Here is a 22,985-nt window from a genome sequence, read left to right as displayed (position 1 = left end):
ATACTTATACATTGCGCTAATTCCTTTCTTTTCTTAATTATAGAACTAACACAATTTAATTTTTATATAAGTGTCCTTTTTAATTTTACAATTAAAGTTTCAAAAAAACTCTTGATGAAATAAAAAAAAACATCAACCTGGCCTAAAATTTGATTTTATTTAAGGCTTTTCTCCCTTTATGTACTATTTTTAAATTTTATCACATAAATGCTGAGAAAAGCCTATCTACGGACTTCTCCCCACATTTTTAAATCAAACATAACATTACAGTTTCAAAACTAGGTATATTGTTGAATTTATATGCCGATTCTTTTGCGTATAAATGAACATGATGTTTTTCAACTTTGATATGTGTTTTAAATGTTCGTCTGATGTGCTTTCATGCCGATTCAATCTGGTTTATGTTTACACCAGTTTTTGAAACATAGCCATCTTGATGGTTAACTGTTTCATGCTTAGTGAAAACTGATTTAAAATGGCGATATCCTTTTCAAGAATCAGTATGTACATCACACTTTGAAGAAATGTGGTTTCTTGCAAATTGCAAAAGATTTTTTTGATTTGCATTTTTCAACACTTTCACAATTAAATTATTGGTTGTTTTTTCATAAATCCCAACAATCAAAGTTTTATTTTTTAAGGATCTTCCTTGTTTTTTAAAACCCATATGTGAAAGATACATTTCATCCATTTGCACTATGCCCTCAACAATGAATTGAGGTTCTTGTTTTGCAATTGCACTTCGGATTTTATGACCCATTCTTCAAGCAGTTTTCAAAGTTACTCCCAATTCTTTTGCAACATCAGTTGATGGAATTCCATGTTTGGTGTTTATTCATCTAAAGATGAGATAAAACCAAGATGTCAAAGGTGTTTGTGACTTGTAAAAAATGGTGTCATGAAGAATACTAAATGTTTGATGACATTTCAAACATCTTATTCTTCTTAAATCAGAAGTATTCAAATTTGTTCAAGAACACCTCATACATTTGTTTTCCTTCAAACTTGCTATATATTTCAAACAATCTTTTTCTGTTTGAAATATATTGTTGAACTCATTCAATTTCATTGTTTCCTCCACAAGTACATGTGGGGAGAAGTCCGTTATTTAATTTTGGGATTTATTTTTTTTACAAACTGAAATATAATGCTTCAGATTTTGCATAAGGTGATATTTTATAATGTTGGTATTTAAATTTTCATAAATTGAGGTAATTTTGAATATTGGTAAATCCAATGCCATGATAATGAGTAATAAATTATTTTAAACTTGATTGTATTTTACTGATATTACTTAAATTTTTATAATTTAATTCTTTATTTTCTTTTGATTCTTTAATTGTAAAATTAAAAAGGACACTTATATAAAAATTAAATTGTGTTAGTTCTATAATTAAGAAAAGAAAGGAATTAGCGCAATGTATAAGTATCTGAGTATTGAATCAATAATAGCGATAAAAGAATATAAAAATTATGGATTTTCGATTCGTAAAATAGCAAAAATTGTTGATTATAGTAAATCAACCGTACATAGAGTTTGTAGATTATTAAATAAAAACTTATTGCCATTAGAAATATTGAATCAATTTCAAAAAAATAAACAAAATGCAGGCAGAAAATTAATAATTTTAACTTTAACAGAAATTAATAGTATTAATAATTTGTTAATTACTAAAAAGTATGCTCTTGATATAATTGCTAACTTTTTAAAGGAAAATAAAATAAAAAATATTTCAACAAAAAAACTTTATATAACATGTTTAAAACAAATCGAATGGGTTTTGATGAAAATAACTTATTGAGAAAAGGCAAAAATAAATCTCACAAACAAAAAAGAAACTAGGGGCAAAATTAATAATTGTAAGTCTATTCATGAAAGAAATTTAATCATTCCTAATATTAACAATATACAAGAATTTGGTCATTTAGAAGGTGATACTATCATTGGCAAAGATCATAAAAGTTCTATTATTACTTTGGCTGATATACGATCAAAAACCACAATTCCTTTAGTAACTAAAAATCATAAATCAGAAAATATTACGAAAAGTCTAATAAAATTTATTTCAAAGTTACAAAAAGGAACAGTTAAAACCATTACTTTTGATCGTGGTAAAGAATTTAGTAAATGAAGATTAATCGAAAAAATTTGTAATGTTAAAATTTATTTTGCAGATCCTGGTAAACCTTGCCAAAGGGGTTTAAATGAAAATAATAATGGTATTTTAAGAAGATATTTACCAAAATCTACAGATCTATCTTCATATAAACAAAAAGATTTAAATTTTATAGCATTTCAAATTAATTCTACACCCAGAAAATCGCTCTCTTATAAAAGACCAATAGATTTAATACAATTATTTTAAAAAACTGTCCCATTTATATTTACAACTCAGGAAATAGGTTTTTATTTTGAAAGGATAGTTTATATGGAGACCAATTCATGAAATGATAGTATGCTATCGGTAATTATTAATAACATAACTACTTTACCATCGGTAATCTCAACTCCTGTATCAAAAATATTCAATAAAATAACAACAACTGAAATTACAAATTTCAATAATCAAACTAATAATGCTAATAATACTAGTACTGAACTTTTTGAAACAAAAAAAGATATATGAACAAATATTAAAAATTATTTAACTAATTTTTATGAGTCAGATTATTTTTGACCAACAACAGGTTTTATTGGTTATGGATTAATTACAACATCAATTATTATTGGTTATTGTATTTATAATTGTAAAATAAATAACAATAGACTTGGTGCAAAACTAAGGTAATTCAAAATTATATATTCCTGCTATTAAATTAAATCTTAATGCAAATCTTCGTATTTTATTGCGATATTTTAAACTTAAAATTTTAAAACGTTTTAGTTTAGCAAATACGTGTTCAATTTTAATTATAATTTTACTTAAAGTTTTATTGTATTCTTTTTGAATTGGTGTTAATTGATTGTATTTACTTTTTTTAAATGGCAAAAATGTATTTTTATGAATATTTTGTATACCTTGATAACCTGAATCAACAAAAACTTGTTTTTCTGGATGAATAAAAGTTTTAGATTTTAGAAGCAATTTAAAATCATGAATGCTTCCAAAACAAAAAGCAGTTGAAATAATTTTTCCATTGGAAATATCAATAATTATTTGGGATTTGAGAGAATGATGTTTCTTTTTACCTGAAAAAAGTAATTTTAGTTTTTTTTAATTCTTTCAATTGGAGTTTCAGTAGCATCAATAGCTAACAAATTATTATTAGTACCTTTATTTTTTGTTAAATCTTTTTTTCCAGGTAAATTAAAAATTCCGCTTTTTATTAAAATATTTTCAATTCAAAAAATATTACGAATGCAACTAGTATGACTAATATTATATCTTTTTGCAATAACTCTATAACTACTATAGTCTTTTCAATATTCTAAAGTCATTAATAAACGCTCTTCAATTACAATTTTATTTTTTCTACCACCATAATATTTTTGTTTAGACTCAGCAATTTTTAAAATTTCAAGCATTTTATAACATGTTTGTGGCTTTATGCCGACTAAACTATAAAATTCTTGATCATCTTTATATTTTTTCAACATAATAACTATCACCTTTAATATTAATAATAATCGTTAAATTGTTAAAATTAAAGGTTTTGCACCAAGTCTAATAAAAAAAACTTATTAAAAGAACTTGAAAAAGAAGAAATAAATTCAATGGAGTTGACAAATCAACCTTCAACTAGTGGATATAATAATCGTGCTTTTTTTGCCTAAATTTTTTCAATTAACAACGAAAGTTCTTTTTTTCTAGTATTTTATAAAATACTAGAAAAAAATAAAAAAAGAATTACTAATGCTCTTGGATTTCAAAAAGACAAATCAAAAGTAAACAGTGAAGCTTCAACAAGCAAAAGTCAAAGTTCTAGTAGAAAATCACAAAAAAATGTAAAAGAGGAAGATATTGAATTTGTAATCTCTTTATATCTTTAAAATCAATTTTAAAGCACCAAATTTGCTCATATACAAACATTTTAAAAATTTATATGGTTTATAGTATTCAAAAAATGTAAATCTTATATAACTTTAATTAGTACTTATTGATATCCATATCTTCAAGGATGATTTTTATTGGGTATATAAACTTTTTTAGTTTTTATTAAATTTTCTTTGATAATTGGTTTTAACGTTATTTCTTTTAGTTCATATATTTGATTATTATAACTAATATATAAGTCATTAATAAATGATTTAAGTACAATTACATCAGTTCTAGGTTTTATATATTGAACTTTGTTATTTTTATAAGGAAAATATTTTTTACCATAATATGTTATAGTTGAACCACTATCTGTTTTTCTTTTAGAAAATCTTGAAAGATAAATATTTATTTCTTCTTGTGTAGGAGCTTTAACCATAGCAGATTTATTTTCATCAATAGGAAAGGCAAACTGTTTATTAAAAACGTTTATGTACGTTTTGAGAAATTGATTAGCTTCATCTAATGTTTTAATTTTATTAAGTCGTAATTCACTAAGGAAATTATCCCCGCATGTACTAGTGTGGAGGAAAAAATGAATTGAAATGAATTCAATAGCATATTTCAAACTGAAAACGATTGTTTGAAATATATAGCGAAGTTTAAAACAATGAAATGCATCAGGTGTGCTTCTTCTAGTTTGAATGCTTCTGATTTGAGAAGAATACGATGTTTGAACTGTAACCAAACATTTAGTATTCTTTATGGAACCATTTTTTATAAGTCACAGACCCAAATGACATCTTGGTTTTATCTCATCTTTAGATGAATAAACACAAAGCATGGCATACCAGCAACCGATGTTGCAAGGGAATTGGGTGTGACCTATAAAACAGCTTGAAGAATGTGTCATGAAATCAGGACTAGAATTGGAAATCAAGATGCAGGTTTCATTGTTGATGGCACAGCACAGATGGATGAAATGTATCTTTCACATTTAGGTTTTAAAAAACAAGGAAGATCCTTGTTGAATAAAACTTTGATTGTTGGAGTTTATGAGAAAACCAGCAACAAACTAATTGTGAAGGTGCTGAAAAATGCAGATGAAAAAAACCTTTTAAGATTTGCATTGAAACACATTTTTACTGAGTGCTGTCTATTTACGGATTCTTGGAAGGGATATGTAAGTTTCAAAAAATTCTATCCCAAACATGAAATCGTAAATCATGAAGTTGGGTATGTGTCACCAACAGGTGTAAACACAAACCAGATTGAATCAGCATGAAAGCACATCCGACGAACTTTCCGAACACACATAAGAGTTTCAAAGCACAATATTCATTTATATGCAAAAGAATCAGCATATAAATTCAATAACATACCTAGTTTTGAAACTGTAATTTTGTGTTTGATTTAAATACATGCGGGGATAATTTCCTAGGTAGGCTTTTATCTCCATTTATGTGATAAAATTTAAAAATAGTACATAAAGGGATAAAAGCCTTCACTAATTAATCGACTTTGAAGTGTCCCAAATAAACGTTCAATTCTACCTTTAGCTTGTGGAATTGAAGTTCTAATTATTTCAACACCCAAATCATTACAGCATTTTTGGAATTGAGTATAAGTGTCATTTTCTGTGTTTATTTTACCTGAATCAATTTTTTTTCTTATATCCAAAAACTGTTCTATTATCAGTATAAAATGTTTTTGGTATGCCATAATTAGTTAAAATTTGATAAAAAACATTATAATAACCATCTAATGTTTCTTGATTATCAAATCATAGTCCAACAATACTTCCTGTAGCATCATCAATTGCAGCATGTAAAAACGCTTTTGGTTTATCGTTACCAAATCAATGATGATTACTGGCATCCATTTGAATTAATTCACCAAAATTTGTTCTACGATTTCTTGTAGGATGTAAGTTATTTTTCTTATTCTTATGTCTTTTTGGTGAAATTATTTTTTCTTTGATTAATATAGTATAAAGAGTACTATATGAAATTTTGATTTTTTCTTCATTAATTAATTTTTCATAAAAATGTTGAAAATTGAAATTATAATATTTTTTTTATACAAATTTATAATTTCATTTTTAATTTTAATCTTTGTTGCTTTATTAGAAATTCTATTGCGAGATTTATGAATAAAACCATTTTTACCTTCTTTATTAAAAATTTGAATTAACTGATTAATTCTTCTAATAGTTAAGTTAAGTTTATTCTTGGCTTGATGTTTAGATAATTTTTTAATAGTAATGTCATTTATAATTTTATACTTATATTTTTCTTTCATAGTCATGCTTCTTTCCGTATTTATCACCAAGTATATTTAACTTCACTTTTTGGGAAATTTTCACTCGATAACTAATAAGGAAATTATCACTAAATAATGACATTTTTATTGATTTTACTTGGAATTTCTTGTAAATGAGTTACAATTGTATTAAAGTTTTAAAGGAACTTTGGAACAAAATATTTTGGTTTTTTTATAGAACTCGTTTAAATTTTTGTATTTAAATTAGGTTTTTTGTTTTATTATATCGTTTAAAGGAGTGAGAAATATGAAATCACAATTTTATAGAGATGGAATAATTTATTATGCAATGAATTTAGAAAAGTGAGCAAATGTTGAAAATAAAACTTACTTTATAAAATATCATGATGTGATTTTAAAATTAACTGATATCATTAATTGTTATGATTTAAAAAATATTTCTGAAGTAAAAGTTTATAAGTTCTTAGCAGATGCTTTTAATAGTCGAATTTTAAAAGAAGTAGGGGATAACTAATGAAAATTAATTTAGAAGAATGCACAAATAATAAAATAAAATATTTAGAATCATTACCAGAAAGAACTAATGGAATGTCTTTAGTTATGTATCCGGTAAATTCATGATCAGAAATAGTTAATAAATGTGCTTGCAATAATTCTAGTGATGAAGAAACAGCAGCAGTACTGCAAACTAAAAAAGGTCCTAAAATATAAACCATTATAAAATAAAAAAAGCCGTAATTAATACGATTTTTTTTATTTTATAATGGAGCGGGTGATGGGAATCGAACCCACGTCTTCAGCTTGGAAGGCTGTAATAATACCATTATACGACACCCGCAGTTATGTTAACCACCATGTATTTATATCATATTACTAAAATGAAAGTCAACTACTTTGGATAAACAAGTTAAAAAAAATTATTTTTTAATCTTTTTTTCAATATGTTTATTTTTTTTCTTTTTAAATAAAAGAAGTTTTTCTTTAAAGAAATAAGAAACAATGACAAAAATAATTGAAGCTATAGCAAAAAAATGAGCAATTAATCATATAATTCAGAATTTATTAATATTTAAACTAAAAAGAAAAGTTGTGCACAATATTGTTTTAATTTTCACAAAAAATCTTGATATTACTTTTAATTTAAAATTAAAAGTAATATTTTTATATCAGGGGTGATTTTTTGTGACTAATAATGAATTAATTGATGTTTTAAAAAACAAAAAAGATGAAGAATTTATAAAAATTATTAGACATTTTAAAAATAGAATTAAACAAATTGAGAAAAAAGAAAAATTAGATGCAATTGATAAAAAATTTAAAGAAAAAGGAATTCAATGTCCAAATTGTAAATCTTATTGATGTGTAAAAAATGGTTTTAAGAATAATAAGCAAAAATATTTATGCAAAGATTGTAAAAGTAGCTTTGATGCTTTAAGAAATCATTTTTTACATTGAAGTCATTTATCTCATGAACAATGAGATTGAATAATTTGATTGTCATTGTTAGGTCAATCTGCTTATACTATTTCTCAATTTGCTAAAATTTCAAAAACATCAGCATGATTTAATCGTCAAAAATTTATGAAATCATCACAATTAGCAAAAACACAAAAACCATTCACAAAATTAAAAGGTAGAATTGAAATTGATGAAACTTTTATCAAAGAAATTCATAAAGGAAATTTCAAAAATCCAGATGATCCAAGAAAAAAATGAATTGAAGAAAATGCTAAAGATTTAAACTGTTGTATTGAAATGGCAATTGATGAAAATAAAAATATTTATGCTCAAACAACAAATACTAAAAGATTAACAAAAAAATGAGTACAAGAAAATTTAACATCTAAGCTTATCGAAGAAAAATCAATTATAGTTTGTGATATGCAAATACTATATGATACAGTAGCTAAACAAACAAAATGTACTCTCAAGAAATTTAAATCAAAAGAAAATAAAGAATTAAATTATAAAAATTTAAGTAATATCAGTAAAATACAATCAAGTTTAAAAGAATTTATTACTCATTATCATGGCATTGGATTTACCAATATTCAAAATTACCTCAATTTATGAAAATTTAAATACCAACATTATAAAATATCACCTTATGCAAAATCTGAAGCATTATATTTCAGTTTGTAAAAAAAATAAATCCCAAAATTAAATAAAATCAAATTTTAGGCCAGGTTGATGATTTTTTTTATTTCATCAAGAGTTTTTTTGAAAATTAAAACAATATTGTGATAATTAGTGACAATGTTAAAAATACTAATAAAATTTGTTTTTTATTAGTAACTCATATTGGCATAATAAAAATAAATAGAATTATACTAGTAATTGGTCAAATCATAATTTGAATTGAAGTATTCATAATTTTGGCAACAAATGAGTTTTGAGATTTAGGAAAAAAATTATTAGTCATAAACATTAGTCAAACTAAAAATAAAAATAAAGAAGCAATTGTTAAAGTTATTTTGCTAATTAATAAAATTTGTTTTAATTTTTTTTCCATTTCACTCACCATTTAATAATAAGTTTTGTAATCTGGCATTTTGATGCCAGATTACAAAAAAACCTAATTATAATACTTTATCATAAGTATACTAAAATATTTTAAAAAAAATTATTCTTTGTTTTTTTCTTTTCTTTTTTGTTTTTTATGACTCTTAAAATCCATTATGACAAAGAAAATAAAAAGACCAATAATACTTACTAAAGAAATTACCATTAAAATAATTGCTCCAACATCCATGTTTTTTAACCTCTTTCAGTTTTTGTTTTTATTTTAAATAATTTATTAAAACCATTATGAATATTTTTATGATACGTTAAGATAAAAGTTAAAAGTAAAACTAACCCAACACCAAGTGTTAGACCAACTGTACCATAGACAAAATTAGCATTGATAATATTAATAATAAAATCATAGATACCAGTAGCAATATTAATTAAAATTAAAATTGGTGCGATAATTAAAATTACTATTTTATATCCTTTTGTTCATTTCATTCATGAATTTTCATTATTATATAATTTTAATGTATCATATAGTTTTCAACCATATGGACTAATACCAATTAATAAAATAAACCCAATTATTAGTAGTCAAATTTGTGCTACTCAGATTGCTAGCCCATTAAACAGCGCTGGTGAATTACTAAAGGTAAATAATACTGACACTGCCATTGCTCCTAATAATGATATTGCTAATGCTTGTTTGCGCTTTAAATGAATTTCATATTCTAGACCATTTACCATTGATTCAACTTGACCAATTAGTGAGGACATACCCGCAAAGAAAAGTGTAACAAAAAATAATATCGCTAAAATATTTCCTAAAATAGGAACTTGATTATTAATAATAGCAAATAATTGTGGTATTACTTGGAAAATCAAAGCAGGTCCTGTTTGAAATACATCTTTAATATCAGTTTTACCTTGATTTTGAGCAATTGCACCTATTGAATTAAAAACAATAATTGTTGTTAATATACCAATAACGCTAGTACCAAAGGCTACTACAAAAGCTTGATTAGTACTATCTTGTTTTTCGGGAGCATGAGCTGCATAAATATAAATGGTTCCTGTACATGTTGATAACATAAAGAATGATTGACCAAAAGCATCTTTTCATAATCCAGGATTTAATAATTCTTTAGCATCTAAATCAAACATTACATTTAATCCAAGTTTAGCACCTGATAATGTACTAGTATAAATTGCTAAAATAATAATCATTAAAAATAAAAATGGAATCATAATTTTATTGGCTTTTTCAATTCCTTTTTCAACACCACCTAGTAGAATGATACCCAAAATAATTCAGACACCAATTGTTGCAAGTAAAATCATTCAATTTAAGTTACCTAGGCTATTTAAATTGCTAATATTTTGATCATTTGTTTGTTGTAAAATATTATGATAAAAATAAGAACCTTTATTTAAATTAGAAGTAAAACTAATAATAATGTTAATTAAAGTTCATCCTACTAAAACACTATAATAAGTGCTTAGTAAAATAACGGTTATTGAATGAAATCAAGAGAAAAAAGCACCCTTTTTACCTCCAACCTCACTAAAAAATTCAATATGATTTTTTCGATATTTATTACCAATTGTCATTTCAATAAATAAAACTGGTATTGCACAAATTACCATACATATTAAAAAAGGGATTAGAAAAGCACCATGATGGTTATACATTTGAGTTGGAAATCCTCAAATACCACCTAATCCTACTGCCGAACCCATTACTGAAAGTAAGAATCCTAATTTTGAGATATTTAAGCGTTGTTTTTTCATATTAATAAATGACCTCCTTTATAACAGTTAATTATACAAAAAAAAATATTTTATTAAAACCAATTTCAGTAAATAAAATTTTGCGATGTTATTTATTAATAATGTGTATTGGAAAATATATAGAAAATCAAAATTTTATTTTATTTAATAAAATGATATTATTACAAATAAATAATAAGAAAAAACAAGTTTTTTAAGTAAATTTTAAAAAAGTAATATTAAAAAATAAAACTCCTCCTTATATAAGGAAATAATAAAAATTTATTTTTAATATTATTAATTTAATTATTTAAGTTATTAAAATTATTTTTCATAATTTCAATATTAATGATTATATTACTTTCATTTATTTAATATATGGTTATAATACAAGAAGTAATAAATAAAGACTAGAGTTTAGCTCATATTTAAGGATTGTAATTCTTAATATGGGTGTTTTTTATATTAATTTTATTACTTTAAATTATTTTTTAGAAAGGATGAAAAATATGGATTCATCACCAGCAAGAAGTTATTCTTCTACAGAACAATTATTATCAAATGATTTAATATCAACTAATAATAGAAATAGGGTAGTACCTACTATAAGAGATGTGTTACTTACTCTTGGTAATTGAATGGTAACTGGGGGTAACTATTTATTATATCAAGATGGAGTATTATCACTAGCACCAGCATTATGTTTTATGGGGGAAGGAGCAATTAATTCAAAAATTTCGTTAACTAATTTAATATTAAGATATCGAAATATTAATAATGTAAATATTAATAATTTATTAACAGGAGTAAGTTTTGCAACAGCACCGTTATTACCACTAGCAGTAGCTTGACTTAATTGACCAACACCGAATCCAGATACATTACCTGTTACATATGCTTTTATTACAGCAGCAGCAACTTCAAGTTTAAATCATACAGTGACAATTAGTAAAAAAATATCAGAATGTTGTGCACCTAATAATGAAGAAAATGCAATAAATCAACAACGTAATATATGACAAAAAATAGGTAATACAGCAGCAAGTTTATTAGCACCAATAACTATTGCTAGTGCAATTACTGGCGTTAGTCTTTTTGCATATCATGAATTAAGTAATCCAAATAATAATGATGATGATCAACCATTTTATAAAAAAAGATCAACGGCTTTTTGAGAAACAATAGCTGGTCTTGCAATAGTTGGTACTGGTTTATTAGTAAATACTGGAATGGAATTATATGAAAATTGATGTGCGGATGTTAATGATTTTGATGAGGAAGATAATTATGAAAATATTTCTAGCAGTACATCTTCACCATCATCATCAAGTTCTGAAGATAGTGATGATAATAATCCATTATTAAATAAACCTTTTAATCCAGAAAAAATTAATAATGGAGAGGAAACACAATCAGTCATGTCAACTTCTCGTGTTGTTGAAATAGTTGATCCTAAACCACTTAATACAGCAGCATTAAATTCTGAAGAACGTTTGCCTGTTAAACAACAATCTTTAGAACGTCGATTATCAGTTTAATAATATTTAATATTAGACTTGGTGCAAAACCTTTAATTTTAACAATTTAAAGATTATTATTAATATTAAAGGTGATAGTTATTATGTTGAAAAAATATAAAGATGATCAAGAATTTTATAGTTTAGTCGGCATAAAGCCACAAACATTTTATAAAATGCTTGAAATTTTAAAAATTGCTGAGTCTAAACAAAAATATTATGGTGGTAGAAAAAATAAAATTGTAATTGAAGAGCGTTTATTAATGACTTTAGAATATTGAAAAGACTATAGTAGTTATAGAGTTATTGCAAAAAGATATAATATTAGTCATACTATTTGCATTCGTAATATTTTTTGAATTGAAAATATTTTAATAAAAAGCGGAATTTTTAATTTACCTGGAAAAAAAGATTTAACAAAAAATAAAGGTACTAATAATAATTTGTTAGCTATTGATGCTACTGAAACTCCAATTGAAAGAATTAAAAAAAACTAAAATTACTTTTTTCAGGTAAAAAGAAACATCATTCTCTCAAATCCCAAATAATTATTGATATTTCCAATGGAAAAATTATTTCAACTGCTTTTTGTTTTGGGAGCATTCATGATTTTAAATTGCTTCTAAAATCTAAAACTTTTATTCATCCAGGGTTATCAAGGTATACAAAATATTCATAAAAATACATTTTTGCCATTTAAAAAAAGTAAATACAATCAATTAACACCAATTCAAAAAGAATACAATAAAACTTTAAGTAAAATTAGAATTAAAATTGAACACGTATTTGCTAAACTAAAACGTTTTAAAATTTTAAGTTTAAAATATCGCAATAAAATACGAAGATTTGCATTAAGATTTAATTTAATAGCAGGAATATATAATTTTGAATTACCTTAGTTTTGCACCAAGTCTATTATAAAAATAAAAAGGTATTCTTAAAAGAATACCTTTTTATACTAGTAATTTAATATTAGTGGTGCCCAGAGCGAGACTCGAACTCGCATGATTTCTCGGTAGATTTTGAGTCTACTGCGTCTGCCATTTCGCCATCTGGGCAAAATATAGTTTACTTGCTTATAAAAAATGAGGAATACTTCCTCGTCATTAATAAATATATAAAATGGTGCCCAGAGCGAGACTCGAACTCGCACAACCTGTAAAAGTCATCGGATCTTAAGCCCGACGTGTCTGCCATTTCACCACCTGGGCATCAAATGGTGTCCCCGGCAAGGATCGAACTTGCGACACCTCGGTTAAAAGCCGAGTGCTCTACCGCTGAGCTACGAGGACAAATTAATAAAATATATGGCTGAGGTGGTTGGATTTGAACCAACGCATGACGGCGTCAAAGGCCGTTGCCTTACCGCTTGGCTACACCCCAATAAGTAATATGGTGGAGGGGGAGGGAGTCGAACCCCCGAACTCGAAGAGATCTGGTTTACAGCCAGGTGCAGTTGGCCACTTTGCTACCCCTCCATAAATAATAATGGTGCTGATGACAGGAATCGAACCTGCAACCTACGGTTTACAAAACCGTTGCTCTGCCGGATTGAGCCACATCAGCAGGTAAATGGTGGAGTATGACGGACTTGAACCGCCGACCTATTGCTTGTAAGGCAATTGCTCTCCCAGCTGAGCTAATACTCCTTATTTTATTGTTTTATTAGAATTATTTATTCTTAAAAAACCTTAATCATTATAATAGATATTTTTCACATTTACAATTATTTTTTAAAGATAATGTAAAATTATTTTATTTTTAATTATTTTTTAAAAGAAAAGTTAAAAGAAAAAACCAAAAAAAATAATTTTATGTTAAATATTACTATTTTATACCTATTTTCAGTTTTATATATTTTAAATATAATATTTTTTTTAAAGTTTGCTAGAATTTTTTGAGCCATATTTATATTAAAAGAAAGGGAAAATTTATGCAAAAAATTTGAAAAAAATTATCAAAGTTACCTGAGTTGTAAATATAAATGGGACAGTTTTTTAAAATAATTGTATTAAATCTATTGGTCTTTTATAAGAGAGCGATTTTCTGGGTGTAGAATTAATTTGAAATGCTATAAAATTTAAATCTTTTTGTTTATATGAAGATAGATCTGTAGATTTTGGTAAATAGCTTCTTAAAATACCATTATTATTTTCATTTAAACCCCTTTGGCAAGGTTTACCAGGATCTGCAAAATAAATTTTGACATTACAAATTTTTTCGATTAATCTTCATTTACTAAATTCTTTACCACGATCAAAAGTAATGATTTTAACTGTTCCTTTTTGTAACTTTGAAATAAATTTTATTATACTTTTCGTAATATTTTCTGATTTATGATTTTTAGTTACTAAAGGAATTGTGGTTTTTGATCATATATCAGCCAAAGTAATAATAGAACTTTTATGATCTTTGCCAATGATAGTATCACCTTCTAAATGACCAAATTCTTGTATATTTTTAATATTAGGAATGATTAAATTTCTTTCATGAATAGACTTACAATTATTAATTTTGCCCCTAGTTTCTTTTTGTTTGTGAGATTTATTTTTGCCTTTTCTCAATAAGTTATTTTCATCAAAACCCATTCGATTTGTTTTAAACATGTTATATAAAGTTTTTGTTGAAATACTTTTTATTTTATTTTCCTTTAAAAAGTTAGCAATTATATCAAGAGCATACTTTTTAGTAATTAACAAATGATTAATACTATTAATTTCTGTTAAAGTTAAAATTATTAATTTTCTGCCTGCATTTTGTTTATTTTTTTGAAATTGATTCAATATTTCTAATGGCAATAAGTTTTTATTTAATAATCTACAAACTCTATGTACAGTTGATTTACTATAATCAACAATTTTTGCTATTTTACGAATCGAAAATCCATAATTTTTATATTAGACTTGGTGCAAAACCTTTAATTTTAACAATTTAACGATTATTATTAATATTAAAGGTGATAGTTATTATGTTGAAAAAATATAAAGATGATCAAGAATTTTATAGTTTAGTCGGCATAAAGCCACAAACATTTTATAAAATGCTTGAAATTTTAAAAATTGCTGAGTCTAAACAAAAATATTATGGTGGTAGAAAAAATAAAATTGTAATTGAAGAGCGTTTATTAATGACTTTAGAATATTGAAAAGACTATAGTAGTTATAGAGTTATTGCAAAAAGATATAATATTAGTCATACTAGTTGCATTCGTAATATTTTTTGAATTGAAAATATTTTAATAAAAAGCGGAATTTTTAATTTACCTGGAAAAAAAGATTTAACAAAAAATAAAGGTACTAATAATAATTTGTTAGCTATTGATGCTACTGAAACTCCAATTGAAAGAATTAAAAAAAACTAAAATTACTTTTTTCAGGTAAAAAGAAACATCATTCTCTCAAATCCCAAATAATTATTGATATTTCCAATGGAAAAATTATTTCAACTGCTTTTTGTTTTGGAAGCATTCATGATTTTAAATTGCTTCTAAAATCTAAAACTTTTATTCATCCAGAAAAACAAGTTTTTGTTGATTCAGGTTATCAAGGTATACAAAATATTCATAAAAATACATTTTTGCCATTTAAAAAAAGTAAATACAATCAATTAACACCAATTCAAAAAGAATACAATAAAACTTTAAGTAAAATTAGAATTAAAATTGAACACGTATTTGCTAAACTAAAACGTTTTAAAATTTTAAGTTTAAAATATCGCAATAAAATACGAAGATTTGCATTAAGATTTAATTTAATAACAGGAATATATAATTTTGAATTACCTTAGTTTTGCACCAAGTCTAATATAAAAATTATGGATTTTCGATTCGTAAAATAGCAAAAATTGTTGATTATAGTAAATCAACTGTACATAGAGTTTGTAGATTATTAAATAAAAACTTATTGCCATTAGAAATATTATACTTGGTGCAAAACCTTTAATTTTAAAAATTTAACGATTATTATTAATATTAAAGGTGATAGTTATTATGTTGAAAAAATATAAAGATGATCAAGAATTTTATAGTTTAGTCGGCATAAAGCCACAAATATTTTATAAAATGCTTGAAATTTTAAAAATTGCTGAGTCTAAACAAAAATATTATGGTGGTAGAAAAAATAAAATTGTAATTGAAGAGCGTTTATTAATGACTTTAGAATATTGAAAAGACTATAGTAGTTATAGAGTTATTGCAAAAAGATATAATATTAGTCATACTAGTTGCATTCATAATATTTTTTTAATTGAAAATATTTTAATAAAAAGCGGAATTTTTAATTTACCCAAAAAAAAAGATTTAACAAAAAATAAAGGTACTAATAATAATTTGTTAGCTATTGATGATACTGAAACTCCAATTGAAAGAATTAAAAAAGGAAATTATCCCCACATGTACTAGTGTGGAGGAAAAAATGAATTGAAATGAATTCAATAGCATATTTCAAACTGAAAACGATTGTTTGAAATATATAGCGAAGTTGAAAATAATGAAATGCATCAGGTGTGCTTCTTCTAGTTTGAATACTTCTGATTTGAGAAGAATACGATGTTTGAACTGTAACCAAACATTTAGTATTCTTTATGGAACCATTTTTTATAAGTCACAGACCCAAATGACATCTTGGTTTTATCTCATCTTTAGATGAATAAACACAAAGCATGGCATACCAGCAACCGATGTTGCAAGGGAATTGGGTGTGACCTATAAAACAGCTTGAAGAATGTGTCATGAAATCAGGACTAGAATTGGCAATCAAGATGCAGGTTTCATTGTTGATGGCACAGCACAGATGGATGAAATGTATCTTTCACATTTAGGTTTTAAAAAACAAGGAAGATCCTTGTTGAATAAAACTTTGATTGTTGGAGTTTATGAGAAAACCAGCAACAAACTAATTGTGAAGGTGCTGAAAAATGCAGATGAAAAAAACCTTTTAAGATTTGCATTGAAACACATTTTTACTGAGTGCTGTCTATTTACGGATTCTTGGAAGGGATATGTAAGTTTCAAAAACTTCTATCCCAAACATGAAATCGTAAATCATGAAGTTGGGTATGTGTCACCAACAGGTGTAAACACAAACCAGATTGAATCAGCATGAAAGCACATCCGACGAACTTTCCGAACACACATAAGAGTTTCAAAGCACAATATTCATTTATATGCAAAAGAATCAGCATATAAATTCAATAACATACCTAGTTTTGAAACTGTAATTTTGTGTTTGATTTAAATACATGCGGGGATAATTTCCTAGGTAGGCTTTTATCTCCGTTTATGTGATAAAATTTAAAAATAGTACATAAAGGGATAAAAGCCTTAAAAAAAACTAAAATTACTTTTTTCAGGTAAAAAGAAACATCATTCTCTCAAATCCCAAATAATTATTGATATTTCCAATGGAAAAATTATTTCAACTGCTTTTTGTTTTGGAAGCATTCATGATTTTAAATTGCTTCTAAAATCTAAAACTTTTATTCATCCAGAAAAACAAGTTTTTGTTGATTCGGGTTATCAAGGTATACAAAATATTCATAAAAATAAATTTTTGCCATTTAAAAAAAGTAAATACAATCAATTAACACCAATTCAAAAAGAATACAATAAAACTTTAAGTAAAATTAGAATTAAAATTGAACACGTATTTGCTAAACTAAAACGTTTTAAAATTTTAAGTTTAAAATATCGCAATAAAATACGAAGATTTGCATTAAGATTTAATTTAATAGCAGGAATATATAATTTTGAATTACCTTAGTTTTGCACCAAGTCTAATGAGTAAGAGTTTGTTTATTAGATGAAGAATTAGAATTACCTAAATATAAAAGAACTTGTCAGGATATCAAAAATAATGTTGTTGAACATTTTGCTGACGGAAAAAGATATGTTGATATTTTACATACTATGAAGCAAATAAAATTTAGTACAACAAGTATTAGTAGATTATTTCAAGAATATCAAGTTAATAAATTAGATGTTCCTAAAATAAAATTAGAACCAAATCAATTTATTTATATTAGTATTGATGATGGACATCGAAAATTTTGAAAATTTAAACGCAATTCTGGTAAATATTCAATGCGTTTGGTATTATTTTGTACAGATAATGTTAATCATAAATTAGTTAATAAAAGAGCAGATATAATAATAAGACCAACAAAAACAGCAATTGGTGTTAAAAAAACTGCTGAATTTATCAAAGAACAAGGAAATAGATTTTTTGAAAATTTTGACCAAGCAAAAATTATTATTTGTGGAGATAGTGCAGGATGAATTAAAGAAGTTGCTGATTATTTAGGTACAAATTTTGTTTTAGATAAATTCCATTTAGTTAAAAAATTATATGTTGGAATAATCGCTGGAAATAAACGAAAATATTGATATGAATATAAGATTTGTAGAAATTTTATTGAAAATGGTCAATATGATGAGTTAATAAAATATATGAATGAAATATTAAAAAACCATAAAAAATTAAAAAAACAATATTTATTTTAAAAATAATAAACAAGGTATTGAAAATCAAGGTGCAAAGTGGAATATAGGTTGTTTTACAGAAGGTAATATTTGACATATTTTAAAAGAAATGCTTGGTAATAGAACTTATAACATAAATATTTATATTAAAATGGTTATTTTTAAATGTAATAAAATAAATTTAAAAACATAACTTAATTAATTTTTTTATTAAAATTTTAAAAACTTATTAAATTTTAATTTAATAAGAATTTTTGTTGTGTATAAATATTAATTTTATTTTTCATTTTTTTAATATTTGTATTTTAATTGTAATTCATTTAATTTAGTAGTAAGATGTATTTAAAATTGCATATAATTACAATTATTTCTTGTTTATAATTTTAAAGAAATGTTTAAAAAGTAATTATATCATCCGTTTTTGTTACCGTCCCAAATTTTTTTAGTAAACTTTTTTGATTTACTTGTTGTAAGTTTTGTATTATTTACTACTGGTTTTAATTTATCAAAATTAACATTTTTAATATCATTATTTAGTTCTTGATTTTTACAAATTTTATATATTTTTCTTATTCTTTCATTTTTTAACATTGACTTTCTTGCTTTATAAATCTTAAATGCTATCTGATCCAATTACTCCACTAATTGCATAGGGCATAATTTTAATTAAATTTTCAATTCCTAAAAAAAATGAAGTAATACCGTTATAAAATGATTCAATATTATTACCCATATTATTAAAAAAAGTTTTTATATTATTACCAAAATCTTTAAAGGCGGTTTCAAAATTATGAACAAATGTTTGAAAACCTTCACTAATTTCATTACCCAGAGATTGAAACTCCTTACCTAGATCATTAAAGACATTACTTGCATTATTGCTAAAAGATTGAAAATTAGTATTTAAATCTTTTGTAAATACTTCAAATTCTGAACTTATATTATCACCAAAATTATTAAAGAAAGTTTCAGTATCATTTCCAAAAGACTGAAACTGTGAACCTAAATCATTAAACAAGTCTTCGATAGGATCAAAATGCATAAGTAATCCTCCTTTAAACTATATCTGATTTTATTATTTGTTTCATTAATGTATATGATATTACATAGAAATAAGAGGTTTTTGGTTTTCTTGTTTATCAGCAACAGGTTTTGAAGATGGACTTATAGACATTAAATTAGCAGCATTTATTACATCTTGAGAAACAGGATTACCGTTATTTAAAGTAGCAAAAGTCATAGGAACAGTAGATAATGTGTTTGCTAATTCTTTTGTAAGAATATCATCGACTGAATTATTTTGAATACTCAATTCTTTTAATTGTTGTTCTTGCTTTTGAAATTTTGCATCTAATTTCATGTTTCGTAATAAAAGTTCTCTCTTTTTTATTGCTTCTTCTTTTAATAGACTTGGTGCAAAACTAAGGTAATTCAAAATTATATATTCCTGTTATTAAATTAAATCTTAATGCAAATCTTCGTATTTTATTGCGATATTTTAAACTTAAAATTTTAAAACGTTTTAGTTTAGCAAATACGTGTTCAATTTTAATTCTAATTTTACTTAAAGTTTTATTGTATTCTTTTTGAATTGGTGTTAATTGATTGTATTTACTTTTTTTAAATGGCAAAAATGTATTTTTATGAATATTTTGTATACCTTGATAACCCGAATCAACAAAAACTTGTTTTTCTGGATGAATAAAAGTTTTAGATTTTAGAAGCAATTTAAAATCATGAATGCTTCCAAAACAAAAAGCAGTTGAAATAATTTTTCCATTGGAAATATCAATAATTATTTGGGATTTGAGAGAATGATGTTTCTTTTTACCTGAAAAAAGTAATTTTAGTTTTTTTTAAGGCTTTTATCCCTTTATGTACTATTTTTAAATTTTATCACATAAATGGAGATAAAAGCCTACCTAGGAAATTATCCCCGCATGTATTTAAATCAAACACAAAATTACAGTTTCAAAACTAGGTATGTTATTGAATTTATATGCTGATTCTTTTGCATATAAATGAATATTGTGCTTTGAAACTCTTATGTGTGTTCGGAAAGTTCGTCGTATGTGCTTTCATGCTGATTCAATCTGGTTTGTGTTTACACCTGTTGGTGACACATACCCAACTTCATGATTTACGATTTCATGTTTGGGATAGAAGTTTTTGAAACTTACATATCCCTTCCAAGAATCCGTAAATAGACAGCACTCAGTAAAAATGTGTTTCAATGCAAATCTTAAAAGGTTTTTTTCATCTGCATTTTTCAGCACCTTCACAATTAGTTTGTTGCTGGTTTTCTCATAAACTCCAACAATCAAAGTTTTATTCAACAAGGATCTTCCTTGTTTTTTAAAACCTAAATGTGAAAGATACATTTCATCCATCTGTGCTGTGCCATCAACAATGAAAACTGCATCTTGATTTCCAATTCTAGTCCTGATTTCATGACACATTCTTCAATCTGTTTTATAGGTCACACCCAATTCCCTTGCAACATCGGTTGCTGGTATGCCATGCTTTGTGTTTATTCATATAAAGATGAGATAAAACCAAGATGTCATTTGGGTCTGTGACTTATAAAAAATGGTTCCATAAAGAATACTAAATGTTTGGTTACAGTTCAAACATCGTATTCTTCTCAAATCAGAAGTATTCAAACTAGAAGAAGCACACCTGATGCATTTCATTATTTTCAACTTCGCTATATATTTCAAACAATCGTTTTCAGTTTGAAATATGCTATTGAATTCATTTCAATTCATTTTTTCCTCCACACTAGTACATGCGGGGATAATTTCCTTTTTTAATTCTTTCAATTGGAGTTTCAGTAGCATCAATAGCTAACAAATTATTATTAGTACCTTTATTTTTTGTTAAATCTTTTTTTCCGGGTAAATTAAAAATTCCGCTTTTTGTTAAAATATTTTCAATTAAAAAAATATTACGAATGCAACTAGTATGACTAATATTATATCTTTTTGCAATAACTCTATAACTACTATAGTCTTTTCAATATTCTAAAGTCATTAATAAACGCTCTTCAATTACAATTTTATTTTTTCTACCACCATAATATTTTTGTTTAGACTCAGCAATTTTTAAAATTTCAAGCATTTTATAAAATGTTTGTGGCTTTATGCCGACTAAACTATAAAATTCTTGATCATCTTTATATTTTTTCAACATAATAACTATCACCTTTAATATTAATAATAATCGTTAAATTGTTAAAATTAAAGGTTTTGCACCAAGTCTAATGAAGATTAATCGAAAAAATTTGTAATGTCAAAATTTATTTTGCAGATCCTGGTAAACCTTGCCAAAGGGGTTTAAATGAAAATAATAATGGTATTTTAAGAAGATATTTACCAAAATCTACATATCTATCTTCATATAAACAAAAAGATTTAAATTTTATAGCATTTCAAATTAATTCTACACCCAGAAAATCGCTCTCTTATAAAAGACCAATAGATTTAATACAATTATTTTAAAAAACTGTCCCATTTATATTTACAACTCAGGATTTAATTTTATTTATATAAATGGTGTAATTGATAGTTTAACCTATCAAAGTAGTCAGGGAATAACAGTAGATATTTTCTTTTTAAAAGTAGGAATTATTTTTACTATTTTCTTAATGCCAATTTGTTCTGGCTGTAGTATAATTTGATTTATTATTAAACAATTAATTTTTAAAAAATAGAGGTGAATAATGAAAAATAATGATTCATTTATTGAAATTATAAATAAAACTTTGGATAAAACAGTTAATTTAAATTTTAAAACTTTAAAAGGTCATAATATTATATTTATTGTTGATATGGTTAATGGCTTTGCTAAAAAAGGAAATTTATTTTCACCCAATATTAATTCAATTATTAAACCAATTAAAAATTTATTAGCAAAAGTAAACACTAATGAAACTAAAGTTATTGCTTTTAATGATGCTCATAATGAACATAGTCCCGAATTTCATACTTTTCCTAGTCATTGTTTGGAAAATACTATTGAATCAGAGTTAGTAGAAGAATTAAAATTTGACAATATTAAGATTATTAAAAAAAATAGTACTAATGGTTTTTTTGCTTTTGATTTTAAGCCAAATTTACAATGGGATAACATTATTATTGTTGGTTGTTGTACTGATATTTGTATTTATCAATTTGCTATTAGTTGTAAAACTTGATTTAATCAGCACAATAAAGAAGTAAATGTTATTGTTCCAATGACAATGACAAATACTTATGATCAACCAGAGCATCCAGCTCATATTTTAAATCAATATGCATGATATTCAATGCTTAAAAATGGCATTACTATTGTTAAGGATGTTATTTAATTAAAGTAGAATTTTAAATAAAATAAATTTATATAAATAATAAATTTTATACATATTATTTAATAATTTTTATATTTAGAATAGAAATTACCTGAGTTGTA

Annotated in this window: 28 protein-coding genes, 8 tRNA genes and 5 pseudogenes; 19 read left to right on the top strand and 22 right to left on the bottom strand. The window is 24.9% G+C overall.

All coding sequences use genetic code 4. The annotated features are described in order from the left end of the window. Positions 1–247: 247 nt before the first annotated feature. Positions 248–1,069 (bottom strand): IS1595 family transposase, encoded by an 822-nt coding sequence (locus AAHM78_RS13415; protein WP_342252843.1) that lies wholly within the window; start codon positions 1,067–1,069, stop codon positions 248–250. 349 nt (positions 1,070–1,418) lie between these two features. On the opposite strand from AAHM78_RS13415, the gene AAHM78_RS13410 reads away from it, so the two are divergent. Both AAHM78_RS13410 and AAHM78_RS13405 read left to right on the top strand, forming a co-directional pair. Then, entirely contained in the window at positions 1,419–2,366 is a 948-nt protein-coding gene (locus AAHM78_RS13410) for an IS30 family transposase (protein WP_342253518.1), read from the top strand. A 90-nt stretch (positions 2,367–2,456) separates the two neighbouring features. Then, the gene (locus AAHM78_RS13405; protein WP_342253517.1) at positions 2,457–2,789 is read left to right on the top strand and encodes a hypothetical protein; all 333 of its coding nucleotides are present in this window, start codon (positions 2,457–2,459) and stop codon (positions 2,787–2,789) included. Here the strand turns inward: AAHM78_RS13405 and AAHM78_RS13400 are convergent. From AAHM78_RS13400 to AAHM78_RS13390, 3 genes and pseudogenes are all read right to left on the bottom strand, one after another. Then, entirely contained in the window at positions 2,781–3,146 is a 366-nt protein-coding gene (locus tag AAHM78_RS13400; protein WP_342255122.1) for a transposase family protein, read from the bottom strand. The genes AAHM78_RS13405 and AAHM78_RS13400 overlap by 9 nt on opposite strands. Positions 3,147–3,205: 59 nt before the next feature. Further along, complete coding sequence (locus tag AAHM78_RS13395; protein ID WP_342253516.1) at positions 3,206–3,598, bottom strand: transposase family protein; 393 nt, start codon at positions 3,596–3,598, stop codon at positions 3,206–3,208. Between the two features lie 497 nt (positions 3,599–4,095). Further along, a pseudogene (locus AAHM78_RS13390) lies at positions 4,096–4,536 on the bottom strand (ISNCY family transposase); the annotation flags it as partial. 141 nt (positions 4,537–4,677) lie between these two features. Here AAHM78_RS13390 and AAHM78_RS13385 point away from each other — a divergent pair. Next, on the top strand, positions 4,678–5,394 hold the full coding sequence (locus tag AAHM78_RS13385) for an IS1595 family transposase (RefSeq protein WP_342252817.1): 717 nt from the start codon (positions 4,678–4,680) through the stop codon (positions 5,392–5,394). An 86-nt stretch (positions 5,395–5,480) separates the two neighbouring features. On the opposite strand, the pseudogene AAHM78_RS17210 reads toward AAHM78_RS13385, so the two are convergent. Then, positions 5,481–6,284 (bottom strand): annotated as a pseudogene (locus AAHM78_RS17210) (ISNCY family transposase); the annotation flags it as partial. Between the two features lie 262 nt (positions 6,285–6,546). On the opposite strand from AAHM78_RS17210, the gene AAHM78_RS13370 reads away from it, so the two are divergent. Then, entirely contained in the window at positions 6,547–6,774 is a 228-nt protein-coding gene (locus tag AAHM78_RS13370; RefSeq protein ID WP_174481002.1) for a hypothetical protein, read from the top strand. Next, entirely contained in the window at positions 6,774–6,971 is a 198-nt protein-coding gene (locus AAHM78_RS13365) for a hypothetical protein (protein ID WP_342253512.1), read from the top strand. The genes AAHM78_RS13370 and AAHM78_RS13365 overlap by 1 nt, the downstream gene beginning before the upstream one ends. 53 nt (positions 6,972–7,024) lie before the next feature. On the opposite strand, the gene AAHM78_RS13360 is transcribed toward AAHM78_RS13365, so the two are convergent. Further along, positions 7,025–7,098: transfer RNA gene (locus AAHM78_RS13360), tRNA-Gly, on the bottom strand. A gap of 344 nt (positions 7,099–7,442) precedes the next feature. On the opposite strand from AAHM78_RS13360, the gene AAHM78_RS13355 reads away from it, so the two are divergent. Then, positions 7,443–8,402: an IS1595 family transposase gene (locus AAHM78_RS13355; RefSeq protein ID WP_342252847.1), complete on the top strand. Its 960-nt coding sequence runs from the start codon at positions 7,443–7,445 to the stop codon at positions 8,400–8,402. Between the two features lie 233 nt (positions 8,403–8,635). Beyond that, entirely contained in the window at positions 8,636–8,788 is a 153-nt protein-coding gene (locus AAHM78_RS13350) for a hypothetical protein (protein ID WP_342253511.1), read from the top strand. A gap of 95 nt (positions 8,789–8,883) precedes the next feature. Here the strand turns inward: AAHM78_RS13350 and AAHM78_RS13345 are convergent, their stop codons facing one another. Next, complete coding sequence (locus AAHM78_RS13345) at positions 8,884–9,012, bottom strand: hypothetical protein (RefSeq protein WP_255495923.1); 129 nt, start codon at positions 9,010–9,012, stop codon at positions 8,884–8,886. 5 nt (positions 9,013–9,017) lie between these two features. Further along, entirely contained in the window at positions 9,018–10,562 is a 1,545-nt protein-coding gene (locus AAHM78_RS13340; protein ID WP_342253510.1) for a sodium-dependent transporter, read from the bottom strand. Between the two features lie 428 nt (positions 10,563–10,990). Between AAHM78_RS13340 and AAHM78_RS13335 the strand changes: the two genes are divergently transcribed. The 3 genes from AAHM78_RS13335 to AAHM78_RS13325 all read left to right on the top strand — a co-directional run bounded on the left by AAHM78_RS13335 (position 10,991) and on the right by AAHM78_RS13325 (position 12,957). After that, complete coding sequence (locus AAHM78_RS13335; protein ID WP_342253509.1) at positions 10,991–12,079, top strand: hypothetical protein; 1,089 nt, start codon at positions 10,991–10,993, stop codon at positions 12,077–12,079. Positions 12,080–12,162: 83 nt separating this feature from the next. Further along, entirely contained in the window at positions 12,163–12,555 is a 393-nt protein-coding gene (locus AAHM78_RS13330) for a transposase family protein (RefSeq protein WP_342253508.1), read from the top strand. Positions 12,556–12,696: 141 nt separating this feature from the next. Beyond that, entirely contained in the window at positions 12,697–12,957 is a 261-nt protein-coding gene (locus AAHM78_RS13325; RefSeq protein ID WP_342255189.1) for a transposase family protein, read from the top strand. Positions 12,958–13,034: 77 nt separating this feature from the next. Here the strand turns inward: AAHM78_RS13325 and AAHM78_RS13320 are convergent. The 8 genes and pseudogenes from AAHM78_RS13320 to AAHM78_RS13285 all read right to left on the bottom strand — a co-directional run. Next, positions 13,035–13,116 (bottom strand) — tRNA-Leu (locus tag AAHM78_RS13320). Between the two features lie 65 nt (positions 13,117–13,181). After that, positions 13,182–13,269 (bottom strand) — tRNA-Leu (locus AAHM78_RS13315). A 6-nt stretch (positions 13,270–13,275) separates the two neighbouring features. Beyond that, positions 13,276–13,350 (bottom strand) — tRNA-Lys (locus tag AAHM78_RS13310). A gap of 16 nt (positions 13,351–13,366) precedes the next feature. Beyond that, positions 13,367–13,441, bottom strand: a tRNA-Gln gene (locus AAHM78_RS13305). Positions 13,442–13,451: 10 nt separating this feature from the next. Then, positions 13,452–13,536 (bottom strand) — tRNA-Tyr (locus AAHM78_RS13300). 11 nt (positions 13,537–13,547) lie between these two features. Beyond that, positions 13,548–13,624 (bottom strand) — tRNA-Thr (locus AAHM78_RS13295). 7 nt (positions 13,625–13,631) lie between these two features. Beyond that, positions 13,632–13,707: transfer RNA gene (locus AAHM78_RS13290), tRNA-Val, on the bottom strand. Positions 13,708–14,055: 348 nt separating this feature from the next. Continuing rightward, positions 14,056–14,955: pseudogene (locus tag AAHM78_RS13285) on the bottom strand (IS30 family transposase); the annotation flags it as partial. A gap of 71 nt (positions 14,956–15,026) precedes the next feature. On the opposite strand from AAHM78_RS13285, the gene AAHM78_RS13280 reads away from it, so the two are divergent. The 7 genes and pseudogenes from AAHM78_RS13280 (at position 15,027) to AAHM78_RS13255 (ending at position 18,557) form a co-directional block, all read left to right on the top strand. Beyond that, positions 15,027–15,419 carry a transposase family protein gene (locus tag AAHM78_RS13280; RefSeq protein ID WP_342252835.1) on the top strand — a complete coding sequence of 131 codons (393 nt, stop codon included), beginning with the start codon at positions 15,027–15,029 and terminating at the stop codon, positions 15,417–15,419. Between the two features lie 50 nt (positions 15,420–15,469). Beyond that, complete coding sequence (locus tag AAHM78_RS13275) at positions 15,470–15,844, top strand: transposase family protein (RefSeq protein WP_342254954.1); 375 nt, start codon at positions 15,470–15,472, stop codon at positions 15,842–15,844. 17 nt (positions 15,845–15,861) lie between these two features. After that, positions 15,862–15,990, top strand: a pseudogene (locus AAHM78_RS17205) (IS30 family transposase); the annotation flags it as partial. Between the two features lie 56 nt (positions 15,991–16,046). Beyond that, a complete protein-coding gene (locus AAHM78_RS13270; protein ID WP_342253507.1) occupies positions 16,047–16,457 on the top strand; it encodes a transposase family protein in 411 nt (136 codons plus the stop codon). 118 nt (positions 16,458–16,575) lie between these two features. Then, on the top strand, positions 16,576–17,292 hold the full coding sequence (locus AAHM78_RS13265) for an IS1595 family transposase (protein ID WP_342253235.1): 717 nt from the start codon (positions 16,576–16,578) through the stop codon (positions 17,290–17,292). Between the two features lie 150 nt (positions 17,293–17,442). Beyond that, a complete protein-coding gene (locus AAHM78_RS13260; RefSeq protein WP_342255073.1) occupies positions 17,443–17,817 on the top strand; it encodes a transposase family protein in 375 nt (124 codons plus the stop codon). Positions 17,818–17,963: 146 nt separating this feature from the next. Continuing rightward, on the top strand, positions 17,964–18,557 hold the full coding sequence (locus AAHM78_RS13255; RefSeq protein WP_342253506.1) for a UPF0236 family transposase-like protein: 594 nt from the start codon (positions 17,964–17,966) through the stop codon (positions 18,555–18,557). 354 nt (positions 18,558–18,911) lie between these two features. Here the strand turns inward: AAHM78_RS13255 and AAHM78_RS13250 are convergent, their stop codons facing one another. The 6 genes from AAHM78_RS13250 to AAHM78_RS13225 form a co-directional block, all read right to left on the bottom strand. Then, positions 18,912–19,127, bottom strand: a complete 216-nt coding sequence (locus tag AAHM78_RS13250; RefSeq protein WP_342253019.1) for a hypothetical protein — start codon at positions 19,125–19,127, stop codon at positions 18,912–18,914. Between the two features lie 22 nt (positions 19,128–19,149). Then, positions 19,150–19,578, bottom strand: a complete 429-nt coding sequence (locus tag AAHM78_RS13245; RefSeq protein ID WP_342253505.1) for a hypothetical protein — start codon at positions 19,576–19,578, stop codon at positions 19,150–19,152. Between the two features lie 60 nt (positions 19,579–19,638). Then, on the bottom strand, positions 19,639–19,971 hold the full coding sequence (locus AAHM78_RS13240; protein ID WP_342253021.1) for a hypothetical protein: 333 nt from the start codon (positions 19,969–19,971) through the stop codon (positions 19,639–19,641). Continuing rightward, a complete protein-coding gene (locus tag AAHM78_RS13235; RefSeq protein ID WP_342255163.1) occupies positions 19,958–20,323 on the bottom strand; it encodes a transposase family protein in 366 nt (121 codons plus the stop codon). The genes AAHM78_RS13240 and AAHM78_RS13235 overlap by 14 nt, the downstream gene beginning before the upstream one ends. 159 nt (positions 20,324–20,482) lie before the next feature. Beyond that, positions 20,483–21,199 (bottom strand): IS1595 family transposase, encoded by a 717-nt coding sequence (locus tag AAHM78_RS13230; protein ID WP_342253504.1) that lies wholly within the window; start codon positions 21,197–21,199, stop codon positions 20,483–20,485. A 118-nt stretch (positions 21,200–21,317) separates the two neighbouring features. Next, positions 21,318–21,728, bottom strand: coding sequence for a transposase family protein (locus AAHM78_RS13225; protein ID WP_342253503.1), 411 nt, complete (start codon positions 21,726–21,728; stop codon positions 21,318–21,320). Positions 21,729–21,799: 71 nt separating this feature from the next. Here AAHM78_RS13225 and AAHM78_RS17200 point away from each other — a divergent pair. Both AAHM78_RS17200 and AAHM78_RS13220 read left to right on the top strand, forming a co-directional pair. Then, positions 21,800–22,036: pseudogene (locus AAHM78_RS17200) on the top strand (IS30 family transposase); the annotation flags it as partial. Between the two features lie 221 nt (positions 22,037–22,257). After that, complete coding sequence (locus tag AAHM78_RS13220) at positions 22,258–22,884, top strand: isochorismatase family cysteine hydrolase (protein ID WP_252318952.1); 627 nt, start codon at positions 22,258–22,260, stop codon at positions 22,882–22,884. Positions 22,885–22,985: the final 101 nt, after the last annotated feature.

This window comes from Spiroplasma endosymbiont of Zeiraphera isertana, assembly GCF_964030805.1.
Lineage (GTDB): Bacteria > Bacillota_I > Bacilli_A > Mycoplasmatales > VBWQ01 > Spiroplasma_E.
This window is presented reverse-complemented; position numbering and strand designations above follow the sequence as displayed.